General features: G+C 71.6%; 15 protein-coding genes and 1 pseudogene. 10 read left to right on the plus strand and 6 right to left on the minus strand.

Annotated features, from left to right (window positions below; all coding sequences use genetic code 11):
* Nucleotides 1-94: 94 nt before the first annotated feature.
* Together E1288_RS21280 and E1288_RS21285 are read right to left on the minus strand one after the other, a co-directional pair.
* A complete protein-coding gene (locus E1288_RS21280) occupies nt 95-1,585 on the minus strand; it encodes a sensor histidine kinase (protein WP_132487765.1) in 1,491 nt (496 codons plus the stop codon).
* Nucleotides 1,586-1,593: 8 nt separating this feature from the next.
* Nucleotides 1,594-2,257, minus strand: a pseudogene (locus E1288_RS21285) (response regulator transcription factor); the annotation flags it as partial.
* A 151-nt stretch (nt 2,258-2,408) separates the two neighbouring features.
* On the opposite strand from E1288_RS21285, the gene E1288_RS21290 reads away from it, so the two are divergent.
* Nucleotides 2,409-3,140 (plus strand): ABC transporter ATP-binding protein, encoded by a 732-nt coding sequence (locus tag E1288_RS21290; protein WP_132487767.1) that lies wholly within the window; start codon nt 2,409-2,411, stop codon nt 3,138-3,140.
* On the plus strand, nt 3,140-5,632 hold the full coding sequence (locus E1288_RS21295; RefSeq protein WP_132487807.1) for an FtsX-like permease family protein: 2,493 nt from the start codon (nt 3,140-3,142) through the stop codon (nt 5,630-5,632). The genes E1288_RS21290 and E1288_RS21295 overlap by 1 nt, the downstream gene beginning before the upstream one ends.
* Nucleotides 5,633-5,802: 170 nt before the next feature.
* Here E1288_RS21295 and E1288_RS47050 read toward each other — a convergent pair whose 3' ends face one another.
* Nucleotides 5,803-5,943: a hypothetical protein gene (locus E1288_RS47050; protein WP_165968198.1), complete on the minus strand. Its 141-nt coding sequence runs from the start codon at nt 5,941-5,943 to the stop codon at nt 5,803-5,805.
* Between E1288_RS47050 and E1288_RS47055 the strand changes: the two genes are divergently transcribed.
* On the plus strand, nt 5,935-6,084 hold the full coding sequence (locus E1288_RS47055; protein WP_165968199.1) for a hypothetical protein: 150 nt from the start codon (nt 5,935-5,937) through the stop codon (nt 6,082-6,084). The genes E1288_RS47050 and E1288_RS47055 overlap by 9 nt on opposite strands.
* A 35-nt stretch (nt 6,085-6,119) precedes the next feature.
* On the opposite strand, the gene E1288_RS21300 is transcribed toward E1288_RS47055, so the two are convergent.
* Nucleotides 6,120-6,500 (minus strand): winged helix-turn-helix transcriptional regulator, encoded by a 381-nt coding sequence (locus E1288_RS21300; RefSeq protein ID WP_132487769.1) that lies wholly within the window; start codon nt 6,498-6,500, stop codon nt 6,120-6,122.
* Nucleotides 6,501-6,575: 75 nt separating this feature from the next.
* Here E1288_RS21300 and E1288_RS21305 point away from each other — a divergent pair, with 75 nt between their 5' ends.
* Nucleotides 6,576-7,505 (plus strand): NADP-dependent oxidoreductase, encoded by a 930-nt coding sequence (locus E1288_RS21305; protein ID WP_132487771.1) that lies wholly within the window; start codon nt 6,576-6,578, stop codon nt 7,503-7,505.
* 58 nt (nt 7,506-7,563) lie between these two features.
* On the opposite strand, the gene E1288_RS21310 is transcribed toward E1288_RS21305, so the two are convergent.
* A complete protein-coding gene (locus tag E1288_RS21310; RefSeq protein WP_235883711.1) occupies nt 7,564-8,577 on the minus strand; it encodes an Lrp/AsnC family transcriptional regulator in 1,014 nt (337 codons plus the stop codon).
* A 334-nt stretch (nt 8,578-8,911) separates the two neighbouring features.
* On the opposite strand from E1288_RS21310, the gene E1288_RS21315 reads away from it, so the two are divergent.
* The 6 genes from E1288_RS21315 to E1288_RS21340 are packed head-to-tail and all read left to right on the plus strand — an operon-like array spanning nt 8,912 to nt 15,849.
* Entirely contained in the window at nt 8,912-10,558 is a 1,647-nt protein-coding gene (locus tag E1288_RS21315) for an ABC transporter substrate-binding protein (RefSeq protein ID WP_132487775.1), read from the plus strand.
* A gap of 39 nt (nt 10,559-10,597) precedes the next feature.
* The gene (locus E1288_RS21320) at nt 10,598-11,599 is read left to right on the plus strand and encodes an ABC transporter permease (protein WP_207954473.1); all 1,002 of its coding nucleotides are present in this window, start codon (nt 10,598-10,600) and stop codon (nt 11,597-11,599) included.
* A complete protein-coding gene (locus tag E1288_RS21325; RefSeq protein WP_132487777.1) occupies nt 11,599-12,480 on the plus strand; it encodes an ABC transporter permease in 882 nt (293 codons plus the stop codon). The genes E1288_RS21320 and E1288_RS21325 overlap by 1 nt, the downstream gene beginning before the upstream one ends.
* A 2-nt stretch (nt 12,481-12,482) precedes the next feature.
* The gene (locus E1288_RS21330) at nt 12,483-13,493 is read left to right on the plus strand and encodes an ABC transporter ATP-binding protein (RefSeq protein WP_132487779.1); all 1,011 of its coding nucleotides are present in this window, start codon (nt 12,483-12,485) and stop codon (nt 13,491-13,493) included.
* Nucleotides 13,490-14,506: an ABC transporter ATP-binding protein gene (locus E1288_RS21335; protein WP_132487781.1), complete on the plus strand. Its 1,017-nt coding sequence runs from the start codon at nt 13,490-13,492 to the stop codon at nt 14,504-14,506. Before E1288_RS21330 ends, E1288_RS21335 begins: the two co-directional genes overlap by 4 nt.
* Nucleotides 14,503-15,849 (plus strand): serine hydrolase domain-containing protein, encoded by a 1,347-nt coding sequence (locus E1288_RS21340; RefSeq protein ID WP_132487783.1) that lies wholly within the window; start codon nt 14,503-14,505, stop codon nt 15,847-15,849. The genes E1288_RS21335 and E1288_RS21340 overlap by 4 nt, the downstream gene beginning before the upstream one ends.
* 8 nt (nt 15,850-15,857) lie before the next feature.
* Here the strand turns inward: E1288_RS21340 and E1288_RS50380 are convergent, their stop codons facing one another.
* The gene (locus tag E1288_RS50380; protein ID WP_165968200.1) at nt 15,858-16,007 is read right to left on the minus strand and encodes a hypothetical protein; all 150 of its coding nucleotides are present in this window, start codon (nt 16,005-16,007) and stop codon (nt 15,858-15,860) included.
* Between the last annotated feature and the right edge of the window lie 231 nt (nt 16,008-16,238).

Below are 16,238 nucleotides of genomic sequence, written 5' to 3' on the forward strand. Positions count from 1 at the left end.
CGGTTCAGGCCGCCTGGCTCTGGGCGAGGAAAACCTCTGGTACGGCCCGTGGGAGCCCTGTCGGACAACCCGTCACGCTCACGAAAGCTGCGGCTCAGGCCAGGGGTTCGAGTTCTGCCCGCATGGCGGAGGGCAGCCTCGCGACCAGCCTGGCTCCCGCTTCGCCGTTCTCCACCCGGAGGGTTCCGCCGTGCCGGGTGGCGATGTCGCGGGCGAGCGTCAGGCCGAGGCCCGAACCTCCCGCGTCTCGGGTGCGCGCGTCGTCCAGGCGGGCGAAGCGGTCGAAGACCCTTTCGCGGTCCTCGACCGGGATTCCGGGTCCGTCGTCGAGAACTTCGAGGACGACGTCGTCCGCCTGCCGGCCGACTCGCACGGTGACGACGGAGCTCGCGTGACGCACCGCGTTGTCCAGGAGGTTCCGCAGCAGGCGTTCGAGCTGCACCGGTTCTCCCACCACCGGCGCCGGTCCCTCCACAATGGAACTCACGGCGGGCCCGCCGGGGTCGAACGCGCGCTCGGCGACCTGTTCCGTCACCACATCCGCGAGGTCGACGACCGCCGACGGCTCCGGCTGTCCGTCCGGACCGACGGCGAGTTGCAGGAGGTCGCCGGTGATGCGCTGCAGGCGCTGGACGTCGAGCAACGACCGGTGGGCTATGTCGGGCCAGTCCGCCCGGTCCGGGTGCGCGAGCGCGACCTCCAGGCCGGCCCGCAGGTTCGCGAGCGGGCTGCGCAGCTCGTGGCTGGCGTCGGCGACGAAGCGTTCCTGCTGGTCGTGCGCGCGCTGCAGGCGGTCGAGGGTCGCGTTCGTCGTGCGCGCCAGCTGGGCCACCTCGTCGCGGGAGCGGGGCACCGGCACGCGCCGGTCGTACCGGCTCTCGCTGACCTCGGCGAGCTCCCGGCGGATCGCCTCCACGGGTCGCAGCGCGCGCCCGGCCGCGAACCACGCCGCCAAGGCCGTGAGCAGCACCGCGAGCGGGACGAAGACCGCCAGGGTGTCGTCGAAGTTGCGCAGCGTGCCGAGCGCGTTCCAGGGCAGCACGAACAGGTACAGCGTGAGCCGCTGACGCTTCGCCGGGTCCGCGCCCGCCAGCTCTGCATCCAATGTGGATCCTTCGCGGCCGGTGGGCTCCACCAGATCGGCGGGCACGTCGTCGACCACGCGGCCCAGCACGGTGTACGTGCGGTACTCGCGCCAATGCGGATGGTCGCCGGGCCGCAGCGTCGCGGTCGTCGTGGTCGTCCAGTCGGCCGGCGCCCCGGCCGGCGCAGGCGGCAGCGGCCTCCACGCCGGATCCAGGCGGCGCAGCTTCTCGCTGCGCACCACCGCCTCCCCGGAGTCCGCGACGACCTCGAACATCGCGTCGCCGGACTGGATCGCCGCAGCCAGCGCGGCCCGTCCGTCACCCAGGGACCCGACGCGGTAAGCGGCGACCATCCGGTCCAGCTCGGTTCGCGTCGCGTTCACCGCGTCATCGGTCAGCTGCTTGCTCAGGAACTCGCGCGTCCCCAGCCAACCCAGTGTGAACACGAACATGCACAGCAGCGCCGCCGACAGGGCCGTGCTCCGCCGCACCGACACCATTCATCAGCCACCAGCCGGTAGCCGACGCCGCGCACCGTGGCGATGGTGCGCCGCCCGAACGGCGCGTCCAGCTTCCGCCGCAGCGCGCTCACGTAGACCTCGACGATGTTCGGGTCGCCCCGGTACGCCAGGTCCCACACCTGCTCCAGGATCTCGTGCTTGGCGACCACCTGGCCCTTGTGCCGCAGCAGGCATTCAAGCACCGCGAACTCCTTCGCGGTCAGCGCCACCGGCTGCCCCGCGCGCCGGCACGTCCGCTTCGCGGGGTCGAGCACCAGGTCACCGAACGCCAGCGCCGCGGCCGCACCGGCCGCGCCCCGGCGGGTGAGGGCGCGCAGCCGTGCGGTGAGCACCACGTAGGAGAACGGCTTGCTCAGGAAGTCGTCGGCTCCCGTGTCGAGCGCCTCGGCCTCGTCGTACTCGCCCGTTCTTGGCCGTGAGCATGAGGATCGGCGTGCTCACGCCGCCTTTCCGCAGCGTCGCGCAGACGCGGTAGCCGTTGAGCTTCGGCAGCATGATGTCCAGCACGATCACCTGGTAGGGGTACAGCTGCGCGAGTTCCAGCCCCTCCACGCCGTCGTGGGCGAGGTCCACGGCGTAGCCGTCGGCCTCCAGGCCCCACTGGAGCGTCTCGGCCAGCCGCCTCTCGTCCTCCACCACGAGCACCCGCATGGGACCGATCTTCCCAGACCCGCGGTGCGGTACCTGAAGCGTTCTTCAGGTCGTTTCAGGAACCGCTCAGGCGCCGCCCGCCACGATCACCGAGGCGGCCGCGGCGGGCGGCCGCCCTCGAAGTTCAGGGGAGCCAATGCGAAGGAACACAATGGACGGTCACGTCGCAGCAGGCGTGGCGGACGCGGTGAAGGTCTACGGTCGCGGCGACACGGCGGTGCGCGCGCTGGACCGCGTGTCCCTCGACTTCCCGGCGCACCGCTTCACGGCGATCATGGGCCCGTCCGGCTCCGGCAAGTCCACGCTCATGCACTGCCTCGCCGGACTGGACACCGTGGACTCCGGGCGGGTTCGCATCGGGCAGACCGAGCTCACCGGGTTGTCCGACGCCTCGCTGACCCGGGTGCGGCGGGACCGGATCGGGTTCGTGTTCCAGTCCTTCAACCTGCTGCCGACCATGACCGCGGAGGAGAACATCCTGCTCGGCCTTCGGCTCGCGGGCCGCGCGCCGGACCGGGCTTGGTTCACCGCGGTCGTCGACGCGCTGGGCCTGCGGTCGCGGCTGCGGCACAAGCCGGGTGAGCTCTCGGGCGGCCAGCAGCAGCGGGTGGCGTGCGCCCGCGCCCTGGTGGGCCGGCCGGACGTGGTGTTCGCCGACGAGCCGACGGGCAGCCTCGACTCGCGCTCGGGCGCGGAGGTGCTCGGCTTCCTGCGCACATCGGTCCGCGAGCTCGGGCAGACGGTCGTGATGGTGACGCACGACCCGGTCGCGGCGTCCTACGCCGACCGCGGGGTGCTCCTGGCCGACGGCCGCATCGCCGCGCACCTCGAACGCCCGACCGCCGAGACCGTGCTCGCGGCGCTCACCAGGCTGGAGGCGTGATGCTGCGAACCGCCATCGCCGGGCTGGCTGCCCGGCCGCTTAGGCTGCTGCTCTCGGCCGTCGCCATCGCCGTCGGCGTGGCTTTCGTCGCCGGGTCGCTCGTGCTCTCCGACGCCGTCGGCGTCGGGCTCCGCCAAGCCGTCGCCTTCGAGACCCGCGGGGTCGACGCATCGATCGACGCGACGCGCGGGGCCGAGCTCGACGACGTGGTGCTGTCGAAGGTGCGGCAGGTGCCCGGTGTCGCCGCGGCGGAGGGTCGCGCCACGGTGAGCGCTCCCCTCCGGGACGCCGCAGGCCGTCCGAGGGACGCCGCCGCCACCGCGTTGGCCGCCGACGAGCAGCTGCGCCCGTTCGACCTCGCCGACGGTCGTTTTCCCAGCAACACCAACGAAATCGCGATGGAGCAGGACATCGCCGCGGACTACGCGCTGGGACATCCCGTGACCGTCCTCGACCAGGACGGCCGCCAGCACACCTTCACGCTGGTCGGCACGTTCACCCGGCCCGCGGACGCCGGAATCGGGGCCAGCGACATGGTGCTGCTCCCCGAGGCCCTGGGCAGGCTGTCGCAGGAGGAGGAGTTCGGCGAGATCGTCGTGCGCGCGGCGCCGGGCATCGGTCAGCAGCAGCTCGTCGCCGATCTCACGCGAGCGGTGGGCGGGCGAGGCATCTCCGTGGTGACCGGGCAGGAGGCCGCCGCGCAGCTGCTGCGCGAGACCCCGTCGGATTCGGCCGGCCTGTCGAAGTTCTTCACCGCCTTCGCGGTGCTCGCGATGGTCGTGGCCGCGATGGTGATCGCCAACTCGTTCACGATCCTCGTCGCACAGCGCACGAGGGAGCTGGCGTTGCTGCGGTGCATCGGGGCCGGGAAGCGGCAGGTGTTCTCGGGTTTGCTCGCCGAAGCCGTGGTGGTGGGCGCAGTCGCGTCCGCGGTGGGTCTGCTGGGCGGGCTCGGCGTCGCCGCCGCGTTGCAGGCGATCGTCGGCGGGGACGTTCACGTCCCGCTGACCGCGCGGACGGTCGTCGCGTCCTTGGCGATCGGGGTGCTGGTGACTGTGTTCGCCGCGGCGATCCCGGCCTGGTCGGCGACCCGCGCCGCCCCCGTCGAGGCGCTGCGGACGCCGGTGGAGGGCAAGTCCGCCCGTGCCGGGCGGCCGCGAGCGGCCGTCACGATCGCGCTCCTGGTGGTGGGTTTCGGCACGGCCGCGCTAGCGCTGGGCTCCGAGGTGGAGACCGGTGCGGTGCTGTCCGTCGTGGCCATGATCTCGCTGCTGGGCGCGGCGCTGGCTGCGGGGCCGCTGGTGGTCGGCCCGGTGGCGAGGGTGGTGGGCGTGGTCTGCGCTCCGATCTTCGGCCAGCCCGCGCGGCTGGCCACGCTCAACGCCGACCGCAACCCGAAGCGCACCGCGGCCAGCGCCGCCGCACTCACGATCGGTCTCGCCGTCGTCTCGCTCGTGACCACGGTGACCGCGGGCGTCGAGGCGGGCCGGGACCGCGGCCTCGACCAGCAGCTGGGGGCCGACTTCACCGTCACGTCGGTGGTCGCCACCAAGCCACTGCCTCCCGCGCTCGCGGACACCCTCGCCGCGGTCCCGGGCGTCGCGGACGCGGCTCTCCGCCAGTCGTTCTCAGGTGACCTCGGGAAATACGGCGGCTACGGGATGACCGCCGTGCGCGGCGACGCCGTGGGCAGCCTCTTGCGGCCGGTGGTGCTGTCCGGCCGCCTCGACCGGCTGGGGCCGGGAGAGCTCGCCGTGAGCAAGCAGCTCGCCGAGGAGACGAGCCTGGCGGTCGGCGACACCGTCCAGGCCGGGCCCCGGAACCGCCCGGTCCCGCTGCGGGTCGTCGCGGTCTACGACGGCGTCAGCGCCGCAGGCGCCGATACCGGGCTCGCCATGGTCGATCTCGGGCAGCAGTCCGCGATCGCCATGGGCGAGGGCGGCTACGACGACAGCGTCCTGGTCAAGCTGGCGGCGGACGCCGACCACGACCAGGTCCGGCTGGCGCTGGAGAATGCGCTCTCCGGCGCGCCACTGGCTCAGCTGCGCAGCGTCGACGAGCTCAAGGAAGAGCTTTCGGCGCCCCTGCGCAGCACGCTGGACCTGCTGTGGGCGCTGACCGCGCTGGCCGTGCTGATCGCGTTCGCGGGCATCACCAACACGCTCTCGCTGTCCGTCCTGGAGCGGACTCGTGAGTCGGCCTTGCTCCGCGCACTCGGCCTGACCCGGGGCGGGCTCAGCGCCGCCCTCGCCGCGGAATCGGTCTTCGTCGCGCTGCTCGGAGCGGCGTGCGGGCTGTTCGTCGGCATCGGCTCGGCGTGGCTGATCGCGCAGGTGGCGTCGACGGACGCCGAGCCGGTGCTGTTCGTGCTGCCGTGGGGCCGGCTCGGGGTGCTGCTGGGGGCCGCGGTCCTGGCGGCGCCGCTCGCCGCGGTCATCCCGGCCCGTCGCGCGGCGCGAGGCTCGGTCACCGCCGGGATAGCGGCGCCGTAACCGGGCGCGTGTGGAACGCGGCCGTCTGGGGTGCAGGGCGGCGGTTTCGCGCGAAACCGGCGTTCCACGTGGGGCGCGGTGGCGGTTTCGCGCGAAACCGGCGTTCCGCCTGCCAGGCGCCGCACTCGGCTGTCGCTCCGGTAAGTGACCATCCAATTCGGACGAGAATCTCAGATACCGGGGTCGGGTTCTCCCGGCAGCGGGCGTTCGAGGTTGTCCTGCATGTTCATCAGGTCACCCATGTCCGCCGTCCACGCGTTCACCACCAGGTTCGCCGAACCCGTGAAGATGTCGTGTCCGCAGTGGACCACGCGCTTGACCTCGTGCACCGCACCTGGAGTGAGGCCGGTGAGACGTTCGTGGTCGTGGCCAGGACCACCACCCCGAGGTGGCAGATCGTCCAACACATCGAGAGCCTGCAGACCGAGCGCGGCCGGGCCGATACCGAGTAGCGGCCGAGAGGATGCTCAGTGCCCTAGCGGGGGCCTCAGCCGCTATGGGCGACCGGCTCGGGATCGGCGTCGAGCGCATCGAGCACTGCGTCGCCGTTCGCCCTCGCCCACTCGGTCAGCATGTGGATCGGATCGATCAGCGTCGCCCCGAGCGGGGTGAGCTCGTACTCGACGCGGGGCGGCACCTCGGCGTAGGCGTGGCGGCGGACGAGTCCGTGCGCCTCGAGCCGTCGGAGCGTCTGGGTGAGCATCTTGCGGGAGATGCCGCCGATCAGCTCGATCAGCTCGCCATGGCGCACCGGACCCTTGCTGAGGCCGTAGAGCACGACCACCGTCCACTTGTCGGCAATGAGCTCGACCGCCAGCCGCGCCGGACAGTCGGCGAGAAAGGGATCACCGGGACCGAAACCGCTCATGGCGCCAAAGGTACCTGCTGGTTCCTATCGGAAAAATAGCCTGGGTTCTCTCCCCCCTCCAAAGCCAGGAGAGTCATGAGAGTCATCACCCAGCAGACGCTCGGCGGTCCCGAGGTGCTCACCATCGTGGACGCGCCCGAGCCCCAGCCCCTCCCGACCGAGGTTCTCGTCCGCGTCAAGGCGATCGGGCTGAACCCGCTGGAGGCGCGCCTGCGCGCCGGCGAGTTCCCGCTGATCGGCCAGCCGCCGTTCATCCTCGGCTGGGACATCAGCGGCGTGGTCGAGGAGGCGCCGCAGACGTGGCGGTTCAGGCCCGGCGACGAGGTGTTCGGGATGCCGCTGTTCCCCCGGGCGGCGAGCGCGTACGCCGAGGTCGTGTCGGCGCCTGCGTTGCACCTGGCGCGCAAGCCGGCGTCGCTCTCGCACGTCGAGGCGTCGGCGCTGCCGATCGTCGGGCTGACGGCGTGGCAGGGCCTCGTCGACCTCGGTGGCGTGACCGAGGGCGACCGCGTCCTGGTCCACGGCGGTGGTGGCGGAGTCGGCCACGTCGCGATCCAGATCGCGAAAGCGCTCGGCGCGCACGTGATCGCGACCGCCAGCGGGAGCAAGCGGAAGTTCGTCGAGGGGTTCGGCGCCGACGAGGTGATCGACTACACGGCGGTCGACTTCACCGAGGCGGTCCGCGACATCGACGTCGTGCTCGACACGATCGGCGGCGACACCGTCGAGCGGTCGCTCGAAGTGCTCCGCCCAGGCGGTCACCTGGTGACGGCGGTCGCCGAGGAGGATTCGGAGCTCGCCGCCAAGTACGAGGCGGCCGGCATGCGCTTCAGCGGCATCGCGGTCGACCCCGATCCGGTCGCCCTGCGAGGTCTCGTCGAACTCGTCGAACAGGGCAGGCTCCGGGTCCACGTGCAGGAGACGTTCCCGTTCGAGCGCGTCGCCGACGCGCACCGGCTGCTCGACGGCGGTCACCTCCAGGGCAAGCTCGCCCTCACCGTCTGAATGCGGATCGGGCGGCTTCCGGCCGCCCGCCCCGCATTTCGTCGTGCGGCCACCGCCCTCAGACCGGGGCGTCCGCCGCCGGGCCGGGAAGCGGGATGACCTCGCCCGTGCAGCGGCCGTCCGGGTGCATCAGCCAGCCCACCCGCTTCCGGGTCCGCAGGATCACCGAACTGTTCACGATTCCCCCTGCCGGCAACAGCCGTTCGAGGTTGTCCTGCATGTTCATCAGGTCGCCCATGTCCGCCGTCCACGCGTTCACCACGAGGTTCGCCGAACCCGTCACCGACATGCACAACCGCACCCGCGAATCCTCGCGCAACCGGGACACCGCCGCGGGCAACGCGCTGTTCGGCAGCCGGCACCACCAGATCACCGCGATGGGCCACCGGGTGTGCAGCTGGGCGACTTCGCACCGCAGTCGCAGCGCCCGGGACCGCAGGAGGGCGGTCAGCTGGCGGCGCACCGTGGAAGTCGGCCGGTCGAGCCGCTCGGCCAGTTCCGCCGCGGTGGCCCGGCCGTCGTGCGCGAGCTCGGACACGAGCGGGGCGAAGACCTTGGATCTCAGGTAGATCGGTTCGCTGGGCCGGTCCCGCTCGGCGCGGCCCGCTTGCAGGATCGCCTCGCGCTGCGCGCGGTCCAGCGCGTCCAGCTGCCACTGGTTGCCCTCGATGTGCCGCTTGGTGCCGATGTGGGAGTGCAGCGACGCCACTCCGGGCAGCTTCGGCAGCTCGTCCAGCAGCAGCGCGGAGAGTTCGCCGAACGAGCTGGCGGAGACCGTCAGCAACAGGTCCAGTCCACGCGCGGCGTGTTCGATGTTGTGCACGCGGTGCGTCCGCTCCAGCCTCCGGGCCACGTCGTCCACCGCGCCCGGGGCGCAGTTCATCTCGACCAGGGCCACCATCGCGCCGCCGGAAAGCTCGCCGTACTCGGGATACGCGGTGATCCAGGCCAGTCCCGCTTCGCGGAGCCGGGCCCAGCGCTGCGCCAGTGCCGTGGGCGACGCGCCGAGCGTGGGGGCCAGCGCCGCCCACGGCGCGCGAGGCCGCAACTGCAGGGCGTGAATGAGCGCCAAGTCGTCCTCAGAGAAGTCCCGATGCACGTTTCTCGCTCTCTGCGGGCCGAAAATGAGCGTATCGAGCGAATGATCTCCCTCATCCGCGGGCGAGTCCACACTCTAGACCAGCTCGAAGCGAGATCAAGGGGTTCGCGAAGTTGGATCTGCTGGACGATGCGCGGGCGCCGCAACCGGTTCCGCCCCTGGAACGCCGGAAACAGCACCAGGCGCCCGGAATCGGCCCGCGGTCGCAGCGTACCCGGGAACCACGCACCCGATCCGGACGGCCGCGGACATCGTGCCGCCGCACCGGCATCGGTCCGTGCACTGAGGACCAAGGAAGGGAGCGGCGATGACGCACCAGTGCACCTCGACCGGCCCGAGGCTGACCCGCCGTGGCGTGCTCCAGCTGGCCGGGGCCGGGGCGGTGCTGCTCGGCACCGCCGGCTGCGGGGCCTCGGCCAGGGCCGCCGGCGACGTCTTCGTCTACGGCCGGAGCTCGGACGCCGTCTCCCTGGACCCGATGAACCAGACCGACAGCGAGTCCTACGCGGTCGTGCACCAGATCTTCGACTCGCTGCTGCGCTACGCCCCGGACGGAAAACTGCTGCCGGCGCTGGCGAATGCGGTGCCGGAACCCGAGAACGGCGGCCGGCAATACACCTTCGCGCTCCGCGAGGACGCGCGCTTCCACGACGGCACGCCGTTCGACGCCGACGCCGTGGTGTTCAACTTCCGGCGCTGGCGGGAGGCCGGGCACCCCTACCACCGCGGCGGCGGCCCGCAGAGCAGCAAGTTCGCCTACTACAAGAACCTGTTCGGCGGCTTCGACGAGAAGTCGGTGATCGCCGGGATCGAGAAGGTCGGCTCGCACGCGGTGCGGTTCGACCTCCGGGAACCCTACGGGCCGTTCCTCCCCACTCTCGCCGGCGCGCAGTTCGGCATGGCCTCGCCCACTGCGATCCAGCGGGACGTGGAGAACTTCTGGCAGCGGCCGGTCGGCACCGGCCCGTTCGCGCTGGAATCCTGGCAGCGCGGAAGCAAGCTCACCTTGCGCCGCAACGAATCCTGGTGGGGCACGCGGCCGGTCGACGCGGGGCGGCGCCTGAACACCGTGGTGCTCACGCCCATCCCGGACAGCACGGCCCGGGTGGCGGCGCTGGTCGGCGGCGATCTCTCCGCCGTCAACGGCATCGTGCCGCAGGACGCCGACGCGCTGCGCGACACCCCGGGATTCGCCGTGACCCAGCACCCGCAGGAGTGCTTCAGCTACTTCGCCATGAACACCCGCCGCGAGCCGTTCCGGAACCCCTTGGTGCGCAAGGCGATCGCGCACGCGATCGACCTGCCGCGGATCGTGCGGTACTTCTTCGGCGAAGGGGCCGAGGTGGCCGGCGCGCCGCTGTACAGGATCTCCGCGTTCGTCGACCGGTCGATCCAGCCGCACCCGTACGACCCGGACCTGGCGCGCAGGCTGCTGGCCGAAGCCGGGCTGCCCAACGGTTTTCGCACCACGCTCCGGTACATGTCCACCGCCCGGCCGTACATGCCGGACGGCAAGGGCGTCGCCCAGGCGGTGCAGGCGAACCTGGCCGCGGTCGGGATCACCGCGGAGCTCGTCACCTACGAGCTGGCGACCTACGTGGAGCGGACCGGCAAGGGACTGCACGACATCGCCATGTTCGGCGGCACCACGATCGGCGTGGACTCCTACTTCCCTCTGAACTACTGGTACGCCGGCGCCAGCGCGACGGAATCCAACTCGTCCAACTTGTCCTTCTACCAGAACTCGCAGGTCGACGCGTTGCTCGCCGAGGCCAGGGTTACCGCCGAGGTGGAGAAGCAACGTGCCCTCTACGCCGAGATCCAGCACATCGTGCACGACGAGGTGCCGGTGCTGCCAATCGCCTACGTCAGCCCGCCGGTCGCGCTCCGCGCGTCGATCCGCGGCTTCGGCACCAACATCGCCATGGACGACCTCGATGCCCTCACCGTCTGAAAGCCATGTTCCAAACGGACGCCGGGGAGGTGTCGGGCCGTGCTGACCTATATCGCGCGTCGGCTCGGGCAGCTGATCCCCGTGCTGCTCGGGGTCTCCGCGATCGTGTTCTTCACCGTGCGGATGATCCCGGGCGACCCGGCGCAGATCATCCTCGGCGAGAACGCCACTGCGGAGCAGATCGCCGAGCTGCGCGCCCAGATGGGCCTGGACGAGCCGATCATCGTGCAGTACTGGCTGTTCCTCGGCCGGGCGCTGCAGGGCGACCTCGGCGAGTCCGTAGTGTCCGGTCGGCCGGTGGTCACCGAACTGGCCGCGCGGCTGCCCGCCACCTTGGAGCTGACCCTGGCGGCGCTGCTCATCGCCGTGGTGGTCGGCATCGCCCTCGGCACGCTGGCCGCGAGCCGGCCGCACTCGCTACTGGACAAGGTCGCGTCGGTGTTCGCCGTCGCCGGGGTGAGCATGCCCATCTTCTGGCTGGCCATGATCTTCATGGTGGTGCTGGGCGTGAACCTGCACCTGCTGCCGTTCCCCGGCCGGTTGCCCGCCGCCGAGTCGCTGCCGACGGTCACCGGCCTGAACCTGGTCGATGCGCTGCTCGCCGGGGACTGGGCGATGTTCCGCGCCTCCCTCGCGCACCTGACCATGCCGGCCCTCGCGCTGGCCACCATCCCCTGCGGCGTGATCATGCGGATGACGCGGTCCAGCATGCGGGAGACGCTGGCCGAGGACTTCATCCGGACCGCCCGGGCGAAGGGCGTCTCCCCGCTGGTCACGACCGTCCGGCACGGCCTGCGCAACTCGATGCTGCCGGTGATCACGGTGATCGGGCTGCAGCTCGGCCTGCTGCTCGGCGGCGCGGTGATCACCGAGACGATCTTCTCCTGGCCCGGCATCGGTCAGATCGCCTACCAGGCGGTGTTCCAGCGCGACTACGCGCTGATCCAGGGCGTGGTGCTGTACGCCTCGCTGCTGTTCGTGCTGGTCAACCTGGTGGTCGACGTCCTGTACGCGGTGTTGGACCCGAGAGTGAGGTACTGATGGCCGACCAAGTGGCCACCGCGCCGCCGAGGGGCGCCCGGAGCCGGCGGCAGCGCGCGTTCTTCGCCAACCGGCTCGCGGTGTTCGGGGTCGTGGTGCTCGGGATCTTCGTGCTGGTCGCCGTGCTGGCCCCGGTCCTCGCGCCGTTCGACCCGTACGCGCAGGACCTCGGCGGGCGGTTCCAGCCGCCGAGCGGCACGCACCTGCTCGGCCAGGACGAGCTGGGCCGCGACATCCTGTCCCGGTTGCTCTTCGGGGCCCGGGTGACGCTGTCCGCCGGGCTGCTCTCGGTCGCGCTGGCCGCCGTCGTCGGGACGGCGATCGGGCTGCTCGCCGGCTACCGGGGCGGCTGGTTCGACGCGGTCCTGATGCGGCTGATGGACATCCTGCTCGCGTTCCCCAGCGTCCTGCTGGCGATCATGATCGTCTCGACGCTCGGGCCGGGGCTCGGCAACGCGATGCTCGCGGTGGGCATCGTCTCGGTCCCGCAGATCGCCCGGGTCGTCCGGTCCGCGATGATCGGGCTGCGGGACAGCGACTACGTGCTGGCGGCGCGGTCCATGGGCGCCGGGCACGGGAGGATCCTCCTGCGCACGCTGCTGCCGAACTGCCTGGGCCCGTTGATCGTCCAGGCCACCCTCACCCTCGCCGCGGCGATCCTGGACATCGCCGCGCTGTCCTTCCTCGGCCTCGGCGCGCAGGCGCCGACACCGGAATGGGGTGCCATGCTCTCCGACGCCTTCCGCGCCGGCTTCCACGTGTTTCTCACCAGCCAGTTCGCGATCGTCTTCCCCGGGTTGATGATCGCCGTCGCGGTGCTGTGCGTGAACTTCATCGGCGACGGCTTCCGCGACGTCTTCGACCCGAAGGCGGTGCGGTGATCATGCCCCTGCTGGAAGTCGACGACCTGCAAGCGCACTTCCGCACCGCCGACGGTGTGGTGCGCGCGGTGGACGGCGTCTCCTTCACCGTCGACGAGGGCGAAACGCTCGGCATCGTCGGCGAGTCCGGTTCCGGGAAGAGCGTGACCGCGATGTCCATCATGCGGCTCAACCCGTCGCCGCCCTGCCACTACGCCGGTGGCCGGATCCGGTTCCGGGGCCGCGACCTGCTCGGCGCCTCCGAGCGCGAGCTGCGGTCGATCCGGGGCAACGAGATCTCGATGATCTTCCAGGACCCGACCACCTGCCTGAACCCGGTGCTCACCATCGGCGACCAGATCGCCGAGGCGATCCGCACCCACGAGCGGGTCTCCCGCAGGGAGGCGATGCGCCGGGCGGTGCGGACGCTGGACGAGGTCGGCATGCCCAGCCCGGCGCGCCGCGCCCGGGACTACCCGCACCAGCTCTCCGGCGGCATGCGGCAGCGGGCCATGATCGCCGTCGCGCTGGCCCGGCGGCCGAAGATCCTCATCGCGGACGAGCCGACCACCGCGCTGGACGTCACCATCCAGGCGCAGATCCTGGAACTGCTCGGCCAGCTGAAGTCGGCGTACGGCATGTCCATCATCATGATCACGCACGACCTCGGGGTGGTCTCCCAGATCGCCGACCGCGTGCTGGTGATGTACGGCGGGAAGGCGGTGGAGTCCGGCACGCCGAAGCAGCTCTTCCAGGACCCGCTGATGCCCTACACCTGGTCCCTGCTGCGCGCGGTGCCCAGGCTGGACTCCGAGGTCGCGCCGGAACCGATCGGCGGCCATCCCCCGTCGCTCGCCGACGAATCGCCCGGTTGCCGGTTCGCGCCCCGGTGCCGGTTCGCCGACGACCGGTGCACCCGGACCGAACCGGTGCTGGACCACAAGGCCGAGGGCCGGCTGGCCGCCTGCGTGCACACCGCGGACGCCTTCCGGGAACTGGCCGGCGCGCTGGACGATGCGGAGGCGGGCCGATGAACGACTACCTGGTGGAGACCCGGGATCTCACCTTGCACTACCCGGTGCGGGGCGGGCTGTTCCGCCGGACAGGAGGCCTGGTCAAGGCCGTCGACGGGGTGAACCTCGGCGTGCGGGAGGGCGAGACGCTGGGCCTGGTCGGCGAGTCCGGCTGCGGCAAGAGCACCCTCGCCCGGCTGCTGCTGCGGCTGGCCACCCCGACCAGCGGCGAGGTCCGGTTCGCGGGCGAGGACATCTTCGCGCGGCGCGGCGCCGAACTGGCCCGGCTGCGCCGCGACATCCAGATGATCTTCCAGAACCCGTCGTCCTCGGTGAACCCCCGCCTCAGCGTCGGCGAGATCATCGCCGAGCCGCTGCGCATCCACCGGCGGCCGGACGTGCGGCGGCGCGTGCTCGAACTGATGGAGATGGTCGGGCTGCACCCGGACCACTACGACCGGTACCCGCACGAGTTCTCCGGCGGGCAGCGGCAGCGGATGGGCATCGCCCGGGCCATCGCGCTGCGCCCCAGGGTGGTGGTCTGCGACGAGCCGGTGTCCGCGCTGGACGTGTCGATCCAGGCGCAGATCCTCAAGCTGCTCAAGGAACTCCAGCGGGAACTCGGCCTCACCTACGTGTTCATCACGCACGACCTGTCGGTGGTCAAGCACCTGTGCGACCGGGTGGCGGTGATGTACCTGGGCAAGGTGGTGGAGGTCGCCGACCGGGCGGAGTTCTTCGCGAGCGCGGCCCACCCGTACACCGCTTCCCTGCTGTCGGCCATCCCGCTGCCCGATTCGGACGCCGAAGCGCGGCGGCAGCGGGTGGTGCTCGCCGGGGACGTGCCGTCGGCGCTGAACCCGCCGACCGGCTGCGCCTTCCACCCGCGCTGCCCCCGGGCCCAGGCTCGGTGCGCGCGGGAGGAGCCCGCTCTGATCGCCGACGAGTCCGGTCGCCGGACGGTTTCCTGCTTCTTCCCGGTGCGCCCCGGCGAGGAACTCCAACGGCCCGCAGAGGACGGTGCGAACGCATGACCGACATTGCCGGACTGCTGACCGGGATGATCCCGCCGCTGATGCGGCGCTGGGCGGTGCCCGGCGTCGGCGTCGGCGTGCTCACCCCGGACGGCAGCCACCGCCTCGGCTTCGGCGTGACCAATGTGGACCATCCGCTGCCGGTCGACGAGCACACGCTGTTCCAGATCGGCTCGGTGTCCAAGACGTTCGTCGGCACGATGCTGGCCGCGCAGGCCGACGCCGGGCGGCTGGGCCTGGACGACCTGGTGGCCGACCACCTGCCGGGCGCGGGGCTGGACCGCCGGATCACCATCCGGCACCTGCTCACCCACTCCTCCGGCCTGTTCGGCGATCACCTGATCATCAACGGGCCCCGGCTGCTCGCCGACGGCGCGGACGACTCGATCGCCACCGGCGTCGCGCACATCGCCGGGCTGCCGCTGGTGTTCGCCCCCGGCACGAACTACTCCTACAGCAACGCCGGGCTGATCGTCGCCGGGCGGCTGCTGGAGGTCTTCACCGGCCGGCGGTACGCGGAGCTGGTCCGCACCGAAGTGCTGGAACCGGCCGGGATGCGGCACACCTGCACCACCGCGGACGAGGCGATCACCCACCGGGTGGCCGCCCCGCACCGCAGCGACGCCGGGCCCGAGGTGGCCCGGACCGCGGGCTGGCAGCGCGGCTGGCAGCTGCCGGGCTGGGACGTGCCCGGCGGCGGGCTGGTGTCGTCCGCGAGCGACATGCTCGACTACGCCCGCTACCACCTCGCAGGGAAGACCCCGGCGGAGCCGTTCGTCCCGCAACGCGAGCGCAGCGGCGCGTCCGAGCGGATCGGGCTGATCTGGCGGCTGGACGACGTCGACGGCGTGCGGCTGGCCTACCACGGCGGGCTGACCATCGGGTACTGCACCCAGCTGTGCCTGGTTCCCGAACAGGGAATCGGCTTCGTGCTGCTGACCAACGGCACGTCGGGCGAGCAGGTGAACCAGGAGGTGCGCGCCGCGCTGCTGCGGGAACTGGTCGGCATCACTTCCGAGGCGCCGCCAGCAGAACCCGGCGACGCACCGGCCGACGCCGCGGGGCTGGCGGGCAGTTTCGACGCGTCCTTCTACCGCCTCGAACTCAGCCCGCGCCCCGAGGGGCGCGCCGCGGTGCGCATCCACCGCCCGACGCCCCGGCCGGGCAACTACTACCTGGAGCCGCCGTCGATCGAGCAGGTCGCCTGGTGCGGGCGGGACCGGCTGGTGATCACCGAGCCGGCGAGCGAACGCGGCACGACCATCGACGTCTGCCGGGACGACTCCGGCGCGATCAGCGGACTGCGCCTGCGCGACCGACTGGCGCCCCGGGTCGACGGCTGACGCGGCGATCAGGAGGCGCTGGCGAGCTGGCTCTTGACCAGCTGGCCCGAAGTCGACTCGACGGGCCACACGCCCTTCTCGGCCACCACTTCACAGTTGAATTCCTTGAACCGCTGTTCCATCCGGCCGCCGATGACGCTGCGCGGAACTCCGGGCACCACACCAAATGAACGCGCACTGGAACGCGACATTGGAGTTCGAGCGGAGACGCGGCAAACACGTTGATCATTAGAAGCAGGCACGTCACGTAATGATCACCTTGCCGCCGATGACACCAGTCAAGCGCTGGATGCACTAAACCGAGTCCGGCCAGGGACGACTTCGGTCACACCGGGCGGCCGGAACGACAAGCCCGGCACCGGACTCCACAGTGGATTCCGATGCCGGGC

It is taken from the genome of Saccharopolyspora elongata, assembly GCF_004348985.1.
GTDB classification, from domain to species: domain Bacteria; phylum Actinomycetota; class Actinomycetes; order Mycobacteriales; family Pseudonocardiaceae; genus Saccharopolyspora; species Saccharopolyspora elongata.